This is a genomic window from Culturomica sp. (assembly GCF_003524185.1).
GTDB classification, from domain to species: Bacteria; Bacteroidota; Bacteroidia; order Bacteroidales; family Marinifilaceae; genus Culturomica; species Culturomica massiliensis.
On record NZ_DOED01000038.1, the window covers coordinates 1 to 11,543 of the forward strand.

Below are 11,543 nucleotides of genomic sequence, written 5' to 3' on the forward strand. Positions count from 1 at the left end.
CGGAAATGCCAATATAATCGTTCGTTTTTATTGGGTAGGAACCGGAAAGAAAAAATAAAGGAACGGAAGGGATTTTAATCCCTCTGTTCCTCACTTAATAAAACGAACATTAAATATAATAATATGAATTAAAGTACGCAAACGTTAAAAAGAAAAACGATTTTCTAAGCCCAGATCTATTAAAAATCAATTCAACAATTATGAAGTACGTAAATATGAAAGTAAAATTACTTTTTGTTTTGTGCATGCTGCTATCCGTTAGTGCGTTTGCCCAACAAAGAGTATTGACCGGTAAAGTTACGGACACCAAAGGAGAGACCTTGCCCGGTGTCAGTATTTTGATTAAAGGGACTTCCACCGGTACGGCAACGGATTTTGAAGGAAACTTTTCTTTAAATGTCGAAAACGGTAACGTTTTAGAATTTTCTTTTGTGGGGTATAAACCTCAGGCTGTAACAATCACGGATCAGAAAACCTTACATGTCGTGATGCAGGAAGATGTGGAACAATTGGACGAAGTCGTTGTCATCGGTTATGGAACTCAGAATAAGCGGGAAGTGACCGGATCTGTTTCTAAAATCGGAGGAGATGAGGTGTTGAAAATACCGACTTCTTCATTCGATGCTACTTTACAAGGCCGTGCTTCCGGTGTGCAGGTCGTTCAGACTTCCGGTATGGCCGGAGCCGGTGCAGCTATTCGTGTACGCGGTATCGCTTCCATTACTGCCGGAGGTGATCCGTTGTATGTGATCGACGGTATGCCTATCCAGCAGAATTCCGGAGAGCGTATCGGAGCATCGAATACCAATCCGCTGGCCACTATCAACCCGAATGATATTGAGAGTATCGATATTTTGAAAGATGCTTCTGCAACAGCTATTTACGGTTCCCGCGGTGCAAATGGGGTCGTATTGATCACGACGAAAAGAGGTAAAAAGGGGAAACCTGTATTTAATGTAAATTACCGGACCAGTTTATCTACGATTACAAAGAAGCTGGATATGCTGAATACCAGAGAGTATATGGGTTTGTTGCTGGAGGGTTATGAAAACGATGCCATTTACGGTGGTCAGGAGTATAACGGACGTCCTTCTTTGTTGGGAGGTCTGAGCTGGGAACAGGCCATGCAAAACGATACCGATTGGCAAGACGCTCTTTTGCGGACAGGATGGTCCAATTTTGTGGATTTTTCCGTTCAGCAGGGAAATGATAGATTAAAAACTTATTTCGGCCTTTCGGCAAGTAATGAAAACTCATTTATTAAAGAAAATAGCTTCAAACGCCTGAGTTCCCGTTTGAATCTGGATTATAACGTAACCAAAAAATTTACGACAGGTATCAATGCGTCTTATACGTATACGGATGAAACGTATGTACCGGTGGGTTGGGACGGAGGTATAGGAACTGCCTGGTCCAAAGCTTTACCCTATTTCCCGATATACAACGAGGATGGAACTTATTTTAAATTCCCCGACGGAACGAATCCGGTGGCGGAAATCCATAACCGTCAGTCAAAAACCCGTACATCCAGAGTGATGGGTAGCCTTTATCTGAATTATGAGATATTGGAAGGCTTGTCTATACGTGCCGAAGGAAATATCGATTTTTCCGAACGTAACAGATATGCTTTGACGACATCCGTGTTGACGACAACGCCTTCTTCAAATAAGAATTACGACCGGAACATGAATTGGAATGCTAAAGCTTTGGCCAATTACAGTTTTGATTTGGGCGAAGCTCATCGTTTTAAGGTAATGGTCGGTACTGAATTTATGAAATCCGAAACCGATTACAGGTATCACAATGTGACATTCGAACCGGGTAAGGAAGACTGGTTGTATAAAGATCCGACTTTACCGACAGAGAGTTCGGCAAATAAAAAGGGAACGAGTCCTACCCAGGCCTATTCGTTCGTGTCTTTCTTCGGCCGTTTGAATTATACGCTTCTGGATCGTTACCTGTTAACAGCCACTTATCGTCGGGACGGTTCTTCCCGTTTCGGTGCTAACAATAAGTTCGGTGATTTTCCGGCAGCTTCGGTAGGTTGGATTATCAGTGAGGAAAATTTTATGAATCCGGTGAAAGACGTATTGAGTCTGTTAAAGTTGAAAGTGGGTTATGGTATGACCGGTAATGCCGAGATTCCGAACTATGCACAATGGGGTACGACGAGTATCGATCCGAATCAGATGTATTACATTGTGAATAACGATAAACTGAATCCGGGTAATTTTAATCTGTGGTATATCAGCGGACTGGCGAATCCGGATTTGAAATGGGAAAAAACAAATACATTCGATGTAGGGTTGGAGTTCGGTTTCTTAAACAACCGGATTACCGGAGAGATCGGTTATTACAACAAACAATCCAAGGATTTGTTCCTGAATGTCCGGACGTCCACGTCTTCGGGTTGGGGAAGTATATTGAAAAATCTGGGAAAAGTAGAAAATAAAGGTTTCGAATTCAATATCAAATCCCGGAATATTATAAAGAAAGATTTTACATGGACGACAGATTTCAACATTGCACACAATGTCAATAAAGTAAAAGATATCGGAAATGCCGGTCCGGATGCTTTGGCCGGAAACGGGGATACCCGTGTTATGGTCGGCAAGCCTATCGGAGTCAACTATCTGGTGAAGACTTTGGGTATCGATCCGGCAGACGGAATGCCGATGTATCAGATGTTGGATGAAAGCGGCAAGGCTATCGGAGTAACCAAAGAATATAATGCCGACCGCGACCGTCAGGCTGTAGGACACCCTTATCCGGATTATATCGGCGGATTGGATAACAATTTCACGTATAAAAACTGGGATTTCGGATTCTTGTTTACCTTCCAGATCGGCGGTAATATTTACGATGATGCCGAAAAATTCCAGATGAACAATCTCGGTGCCTGGAATCTGAAGACAAAAGCTTTGGATCGTTGGCAGAAACCGGGTGACCGCACCGATGTGAACCGGGCGACAATCAAAGGATCGATAGAGGCTTCCCGGAATACGACGGAATATTTGTACGATGCTTCTTTCCTGCGCCTGAAATCCGTTTCTTTGGGTTACAATCTTCCGCAGTCTTTGGTTAAACGGATGCATTTGCAGAATGTACGTCTTTCTTTTTCCGGAACGAACCTGTTCTGTTGGACAAAATATAAAGGCTTGGATCCTGAAATTTTCCGGGATATGGAAAATCAACAGCAGAGAAACCTCAGTATGAACGTCACTTATCTGACGGTTCCGCAAGCCCGCAATTTTACGTTTAACCTGAGTATAACGTTCTAATACTGAAAATGATGAAATTTACAAAACTATTTATAATAGCATTGGGAGCCAGCATGTCGTTTACGGCTTGTGACAACATGGGGTTTCTGGAAATCAAACCGGATAATTTGGTTTTAACCAAAGATACGGTGACTTCACCGGAACATCTTCAGAAATTTATGGTGGATGCTTATAGCTCTGTCCGGTCCACCGGTTTTATGGGGGGAGAGATGTTTGTGGCTCAGGATGTATTGGCCGGAGACGGAGCAACGCTGAAAGGAGAGTTCAACTGGTCACAGATTTTGAGTTATAGTATGAACTTGTTTAATGAAGTCGGACGTCATGCCTGGGATGAAACATATAGTTGTATTAATAAAGCCAATTTTGCGGCATTCAGCAGTACGGCCGATGGTATATTGGCAAAAGCCGATCCGGCAGTAAAGACACAATTGGAAGCCGATGCTTGTTTTATTCGGGGATTGGGATTTTTCCATCTGGTACGGATTTTCGGATTACCTTATGACGAAACGACAAAAGATGTGGATCAGATGGGTATTCCCTTACGGAAAAGAGGTACGGCCAGCATGAACGATGCTTTTGTGACCGTTCAGCGTTCCAGTGTCGGGGTTACTTACGAACAGATTGTCTCGGACCTGAAGTTTGCTGCGGCTAATTTACCGGCAAACCGGACCTGGGATTGCGGTTTCGCTACCCGTGATATCGCTAATGCCGTATTGGCCAAGGTGTATTTCTTTATGGGGAATATGGAAGAGGCCGAAAAAGCGGCAGCTCTGGTCATCGATAAATATGATTTGGATACCGATCCTACGGCTAAGTTTGCCCGGGCTTCCAAAGGCACGGCTACGCAGGAAGTTATATTTATGATTCCGAGTACGGGGAAAAGCAATGACTCCTGGGGAGCGATCAAAGGTATGTATCGTACCGACGATCCAGCCAAAGGAGATGCTCAATGGATGGCTTCCAACGATTTGTTCGAGCAGTTTGCCGCCGATGATAAGCGTGGGGAGATATTTTATATGACAAAAGACGGAATACATTATACGACGAAATTTGATTATGATAATATGGATTGTATTATCATGGGCGAGAATGAATTATTGCTGATTTATGCTGAGGCTGCCGCTAAGATTAATTTGTCGAAAGCTATTGCTTCTTTGCAGAAAATTGAGCAACGGGCATACGGTAGCGTGAAGACGTCTAATCAGGCTTCTGCCGCTACGGTGATTGCCAATGCGCAAAAGGAAAGAAGACTGGAACTGGCCTTGCAGGGAGAGCGTTTGCATGAAATGAAACGCTTGCATATGAAAGTGAAGAGTTACGATTGGAATTCCAACCGTTTGTTATTCCAGATTCCGGATTCAGAGCAGAACGGTAACCCCGACATTAAGTTGAATTGATAAATTCCGAAAGACATGAAAAAACTCAATTATATATTGATGGTATTGTTTGCAGGCCTGGTATTTACGGCTTGCGATGATGACGATTACAGTTTGGGTGCTCCTTCCGATAAGACTAAAGCTCTTATCGGTACCTGGAATGTAAAATCCGTAACACTGACCGATGAGGCCGGTACGAAGAAAGAAATGGATATTACGCCTTATTTTAATTTCGACAGTTATAAAGTAACATTCAATGAGGATAAAAGTTTTTCTATCGAAAGCAGCAGTATGACGCCCAATTTTGTCGGTCTTTTATCCGGCACCTGGAGTTATGATGATGCAGAGGCTCCTTTGTTGATTAATCTGACCGAAGGAACTGTCAGCTCACAGTTTACATTGGCGGCACCTCCCAGAGAAGGGACGAATTTGAGAATAAAGTTTATCCGTAAATCCGAGGATAAAGCCATTGTCAGCTATCGTTATGAGCTGACTAAAAATTGACCATTAAAGATTAATGACCTATGAAAAAATATAGTTTGATTCTGATCATGCTGGCTTTTGCAGTTGGTGCATGGGCACAGAAACCACGGGTTACCACATTCCCGGCAGCATTTACCCTTACGGAAGACGTAACTTTGACGATCGATGTAACGGGAACGGCATTGGAGGGTATGAGCGAAGACCTTTATTTGTGGGCCTGGAGTAATAACGGCGATAACCTGAATAACGGTTCCTGGGATAATTCAGGAGCTAAGAACCGGCTTACCAAAGTCGGGGATAATGTGTATACCCTCACATTTAAATGTAGTGAAGTATATGCGAATCCGGTTACCCAGATACAGGGATTGGTGAAAACTCAATCGGGTAGTGCTAAAACCGATGATTCCGATCCGATTTTGTTGTATGATTTCAGCCAGATGGATGGACTGACCGGGGCTGTATATCCGAATCTTTTCGGTGTAAACACGCCGATTTCCATTATGGTAAATTTGAACAATTGTGGAAATATTACGGATAAGGAAAATGGTCCGGTACATATGCACGGAGCTTTGAACGAGTGGGGATTATATCAGATCGATTTCAATTACGATCTCAACAGGACGGCTTTGAAGCCGGTAAACGGGCATCCGGGTTTATGGAAATTGGATCTGATTCCGGGAGAGTATTTTTCGAAAGAAAACGCTCCTGTGCCGGAAGATTTGAAAGTGACCGGAATCTGGGCTGTATTCAATAACGGGACCTGGGATCAGAAAGCCGATGACAATGGTTCGGACTTCCATTTTGTTTCTGCCGTTCCGGTGGAAAAGGTACAACCGGCGGAGTTTTTCCTGAGTAAATTTACTGCGGAAGATGTGCTTCCGGTTATTATAAAGACATCTGCTTTTGAGGCTGGGAGCGAAGGAACAGAAGCCGATCCTTTATACAACTATAATGATGAAGCGATGAGTTGCGCTGTGACTTTAACGACGGATAACGGTAAAGAAACCTTGAATATCGCTGCCGTGAAAACGGCCGATTATACTTATCGGTTGGTGCTGTTGCCTGCCCGTCAATTCCAGGGTGGTCGTTCGGCTACTGCGATTGAGATTTCGTTCTCTGCCGGAGTATTGAAGTCGGAAACCGTTTTAAAAGGCTCGTTTGTCAAATAATTTAAAGAAACGAATATGAAGAAGATATTATTTTTTCTGGCGTTGGTTGTCTCCGTAAGCTTTCTGACAGCTTGTGACGATGATAACGAATACCTGTTGGGAGATCCGGAAAGTATTACGCCTAAAATTGAAGTTCCGGCCGGTTCTATGCTGATTCAGACGGAGCAAGGAGCAGAAATCGAAATTAAAGCGGATTTGGCCAATCCGTCCGGGTTGGAATCGGTTCATATAGCCTGTACTGCTTTGGGTATGGATGATCTGATTGTTATAGACGGTAAAACATATGCTTTGGCAAAGAAATACACGGTTCCTGCCAATGTGCAGAAAGGAATGTATTTTGTTACGGTTACATTGAATAGTGCGAATAAATTGACGGTTAGCAGTGACATTAAGGTGATGGTCGGAATGAAAGACACTGAAAAACCGGCACTCCTGTTACATACAGACCTGACCGCGACTTATCCTGCAGAATTCGATTTTGAGGCGACATTGAGTGATAATATCGGCTTGGCGAAAGTAGAATTGATTTGTGAGGCTGAGACATCGGTAAATTATACCGAAGAATTATCCGGAGTCAGCCGGTTCGATTTTGTCCGTAAAATTCAGTTGCCATACAGCTTTCCCTCAAAGCAGGTGGTATTGCAATTGCGATTGACCGATTTGGCGGGTTTGGTAACGGAAGAAAACTTTACTGTAAAAGTCAATGTTTATCCAAATACCTTATATATTGTCGGAGATGCTTCGGATGCCGGTTGGACGACAAAAGACGGCATTGCTTTAACAAAAGTTTCCGACGGTGTATTTGCCGGAATTGTGAAGTTAAAGGCAACCGGCGGTTGGAAATTTATAGCTAATAACGGTGTGGATACCTGGAATCCGGCTTGGGGAATCGGAGATGCTTCGGATGCTACCGGTGGGCAATTGAACGGTGACGGCGGTGCCGGTAATATCCCGGCTCCGGCAGAAGAAGGTTTCTATACGGTGACAGCCGATTTTACGACGATGACATATAAGGTTGAAAAATTGGAAGCGCTGGAGAAAATCGGAAATCTTTATCTCGTTGGAAATATGAACGGCTGGGATAATACCGATAAAGGTTTTATGGCTTACCGGGACGACAATGAGTTGACAAACGGGGTTTATACCTATACCGGTTTCTTTAAAAAGCAGGATGGAGGAGAAGGTTGTTATTTTAAGTTCTGCCCCGAAGAATATCTCGGTTCATGGGATCATATGTACTATGCCGGAGCTGACGGAGAGTTGAAAAACGGTAACGGAGACCCCGCATTTTTTGTACCGGTTGAAGGATATTATACCGTTACGATCGATTTACTGAATATGACATGGACGCTTGAGGCTTTGACCGAAACACCGACCGAGTATACCAAGATTGGTCTGATGGGCGCTTATAACAATTGGGATGTGGCTCGGGAGGCTTTTATGACTCAAAGTGCTTATGATAAGCATATGTGGACGACCGAATTGGAATTGCCTGCCGGAGAAATTAAATTCCGTGCCGATAGTAATTGGGATATTGCCTGGGGGAATGGTCCGGTGCCTTACGGTAAAGGAGATATGACACCTGCAACTCCGAATATTAATATTCCGGAAGCCGGAACTTATCAAATCCGTTTTAACGATATAACAGGCCATTACGTTTTCTTGAAGAAATAAGCTTATAAAACAATGAAACTGAAGCCGGAAGTTTATGGACATTAAAGTATTTCAGGTTCACAAACTTTCCGGCTTCTGCCTTTGGCACATCTAAATTGTAGATTTTAGATTGTAAATTTTAAATTGTCTGGCAGACTGATTTGTTGTCAGATTCATTGGGTCTGCAATCGCAATTTGCAGGTAAATGTATTTTATTCCGTATGTCGTTGTTTCTGGGACAAAGTATCAAATGTAAATTGAAGCCGATCTTTACCTGGACGATAAGAATGAAATAGAAAATATAATTTAATGAGTCGGTGGACTTAAATTTGGAATGAATATGAAATATCTAGTTTTATTCGGATGGGTGCTCGCTTTATTTTTTGCTTGCAGCGATGATAAAGAAAATGATCCGATTGTTCCCCCCGGACCGGATGAGCCGGAAACTCCCGATACATCTATACCGTCCGGATTACGGGACGGGATCAATCAGTTGTCAGATGACTCGCTGGCGTTTGTTTTGTTTGCACCGAAAAAAAGTCAGGTATATCTGATCGGAGATTTTAACGATTGGAGTATATCCAATGCCTATAAGATGCAAAAAGACGGGGATCGTTTCTGGCTTAAAATCGGAGGACTGCAAAAGGGAAAAGAATATATATGTCAATATCTGATCGATGGATCTATCCGGGTTGCCGATCCTTATGCCGATAAGATTTCCGATCCTTGGAATGATGCCTCTATTCCCGCATCGGCGTATCCGGACCTGATTGCTTATCCTTCAGGAAAAACCACCGAGATTGCCATGGTGGTATCGACGGGCCGGACGGAATATCCCTGGAGTGTGGCTAATTTCCGTATCGACGATGTGAAGGATATGGTTATCTATGAAATTTTACTGCGTGATTTTACTTCTGCCGGGACAATCAAAGCTGCCCGTGAAAAAATACCGTATCTGAAAGAGCTCGGTGTAAATGCGGTTGAATTGATGCCTTTTAATGAATTTGAAGGGAACGATAGCTGGGGATATAATCCTTCTTTCTATTTTGCCCCGGATAAGGCTTATGGAACGGCAGACGATTATAAGGCGTTTATCGACGAATGCCACCGGAACGGGATGGCCGTTATTATGGATATGGTACTGAATCATAGCTATGGACAGAGTCCGCTGGTACGAATGTATCAGGATGGGGTAGCCAAACCTTCTGCCGATAACCCGTGGTATAATCAGAAATCTAATTTTGCCAATCCCGATGCACAATGGGGGGCCGATTTTAACCATGAAAGCCAATATACGAAGAAATTAGTGGACAGTATATGTGCGCATTGGATGAAATACTATAAAGTCGACGGTTTCCGATTCGACTTTACGAAAGGTTTTTCCAATACCCCGTATCCGGCCAGTGGAAATGATTCGTGGGGAAATCCCTATGATGCCGCCCGTATTAGAAATCTGAAACGGATTTACGATGAGATAAAACGGCGGAATCCGGATGCCTTGATGATTTGCGAACATTTGTCGGATAACGATGAAGAAAAAGAATTGGCTGATTACGGTTTGCTGCTGTGGGGAAATATCAATTACAACTTCAATGAAGCCACAATGGGATTTCATGAGTTTGAAAACGGCAGACGTAAGTCGGATATCCATTGGGCTTCCTATAAAGAAAGGGGATGGAGTAAGCCTAATCTGATTGCCTATATGGAGAGCCATGATGAGGAACGGATTATGTATAAGAATCTGACGTATGGGAATGTTGCGGGCAATTATAATGTAAAGCAACTGAATACAAGCCTGGAACGTGTAGGGGCTGCAGCCGTGATGTTGATGAGTTTTCCCGGGCCGAAGATGATCTGGCAATTCGGAGAGCTTGGTTACGATTATCAGTTGAACGACGACCGGTTGGCCAAAAAGCCGGTGCGCTGGGATTATTATAATGTACCAGAACGAAAAGCATTGTATGACGTTTTTACGGCAATGAACCGACTGCGGCATTCTTATCCGGCTTTTTCGACTTCCGATTATACGATCAGCGTCGGGGAACCTGTCAAGCAAATTTTGTTGAAATCATCCGGAGGTGATGCCTGTGTAATTGCGAATTTCGATGTCGTACCGGTCAATGCTAACATAAATTTTAGTAAAACGGGGACCTGGAAGGAGTATTTTACCAATCATACGTTTACCGTGACGGCGGCATCGATGTCAATGGAACTACAACCGGGAGAATATAGAGTGTACCTGAATGATTGACACCGGAAAATTCAATGTGCCGGCCTTTAAAACAAAGGTCGGCATATTTGTTTTATATTTTTATGAGGTGACGGGGGAAAATATCGGTTTAATATTTTACATTTGTAAACAAGTATATTTGTCTTTCCGCATAAACGTATATTATGGCAACACAAGTCACCATAAAAGATATCGCAAAGATATTGGGCATATCTGTTTCAACTGTATCCAGGGCGTTGAAAGATCATCCCGATATCAGTGTGGATACAAAACGCGAAGTACAGGCATTGGCAAAAAAACTGAATTATTCTCCCAATGTGATCGCATTGAGTTTACGGAATAAAAAGACATTTCTGATCGGCGTTATTATTCCTGAAATTATTCATCATTTCTTTTCATGTGTAATTAGTGGTATTGAGCAGGTCGCCAATCAGCACGGTTATAATATCGTTATTTTTCAGAGTAATGAACAGTATGAGCGGGAAAAGTCGATTTGTCAGTCGATTATCAATTCCCGGATAGACGGGGTATTGATATCAATGGCCAAGACAACACAGCGGGTGGATCATTTTAAAGAGTTGCAGCAGGCCGGTATACCTCTGGTGTTTTTCGACCGTATTTGTGGGGATATCGATACGGATCGGGTCGTGGTTGACGATTTTAACGGAGCGTATGCCGCCGTTCAGCATTTAATATCCGTCGGTTGCCATCGCATCGCTCATTTATCAGCGCCTCAAACGATGCAGATCGCTCAAAAGAGGCAAATGGGATATATACAGGCTTTAAAAGATGCTCGTCTACCGATAGACGAAAGCCTGATTATTCAATGCGATAATCAGGCCGATGCGATGATTATCGGCGAACAATTGATGAAACGGACAGATAGGCCGGACGGCATATTTGCCGTGAATGACCTTACGGCAGCCGGCGCAATGTATGCCATTAAACATATGGGATACCGTGTTCCCGAAGATGTTGCCATTTGCGGGTTTACCGATGGTTTGGTCTCTACGCTGACCGATCCGACATTGACGACGGTGGAGCAACATGGGGATAGAATGGGAGAAATTGCAACCGATTTGTTACTGCGGCGTATCAATTCCGAAGACGAACTGATCCCTACAACGACGAAAGTCATTAAAACCAATCTTATTGCCCGGGGCTCGACCCGGAGGTAAAACCGACGGGAATTTTAAATTCAGTTTTCCTGTAGATTTAATTGTTCGGGATTTGTAATTCTGTTTCAGTTTGATTCATTTTTATTTTGGCCTAAAATTTTCTATAGAGACTGGTGATGTTGTGGCTCCGACCGATCGAAAATATCCTCCGTCATTTGCCTTTAAACGTTTGT

General features: G+C 43.2%; 7 protein-coding genes. All 7 read left to right on the plus strand.

Annotated features, from left to right (window positions below):
- Positions 1 to 200: 200 nt before the first annotated feature.
- The 7 genes from DD657_RS12805 (at position 201) to DD657_RS12835 (ending at position 11,370) form a co-directional block, all read left to right on the plus strand.
- The gene (locus tag DD657_RS12805) at positions 201 to 3,281 is read left to right on the plus strand and encodes a SusC/RagA family TonB-linked outer membrane protein (RefSeq protein WP_287050146.1); all 3,081 of its coding nucleotides are present in this window, start codon (positions 201 to 203) and stop codon (positions 3,279 to 3,281) included.
- Between the two features lie 11 nt (positions 3,282 to 3,292).
- Positions 3,293 to 4,678 (plus strand): RagB/SusD family nutrient uptake outer membrane protein, encoded by a 1,386-nt coding sequence (locus DD657_RS12810; RefSeq protein ID WP_021988016.1) that lies wholly within the window; start codon positions 3,293 to 3,295, stop codon positions 4,676 to 4,678.
- Positions 4,679 to 4,693: 15 nt separating this feature from the next.
- Positions 4,694 to 5,161, plus strand: coding sequence for a DUF5004 domain-containing protein (locus tag DD657_RS12815; protein ID WP_021988015.1), 468 nt, complete (start codon positions 4,694 to 4,696; stop codon positions 5,159 to 5,161).
- Positions 5,162 to 5,181: 20 nt separating this feature from the next.
- The gene (locus DD657_RS12820) at positions 5,182 to 6,309 is read left to right on the plus strand and encodes a hypothetical protein (protein ID WP_287050148.1); all 1,128 of its coding nucleotides are present in this window, start codon (positions 5,182 to 5,184) and stop codon (positions 6,307 to 6,309) included.
- Between the two features lie 15 nt (positions 6,310 to 6,324).
- A complete protein-coding gene (locus DD657_RS12825) occupies positions 6,325 to 7,983 on the plus strand; it encodes a DUF8037 domain-containing protein (protein WP_287050150.1) in 1,659 nt (552 codons plus the stop codon).
- Positions 7,984 to 8,302: 319 nt separating this feature from the next.
- Entirely contained in the window at positions 8,303 to 10,213 is a 1,911-nt protein-coding gene (locus tag DD657_RS12830; protein WP_287050151.1) for an alpha-amylase family glycosyl hydrolase, read from the plus strand.
- 143 nt (positions 10,214 to 10,356) lie between these two features.
- On the plus strand, positions 10,357 to 11,370 hold the full coding sequence (locus DD657_RS12835) for a LacI family DNA-binding transcriptional regulator (RefSeq protein WP_021988011.1): 1,014 nt from the start codon (positions 10,357 to 10,359) through the stop codon (positions 11,368 to 11,370).
- The last annotated feature ends 173 nt before the right edge of the window (positions 11,371 to 11,543 follow it).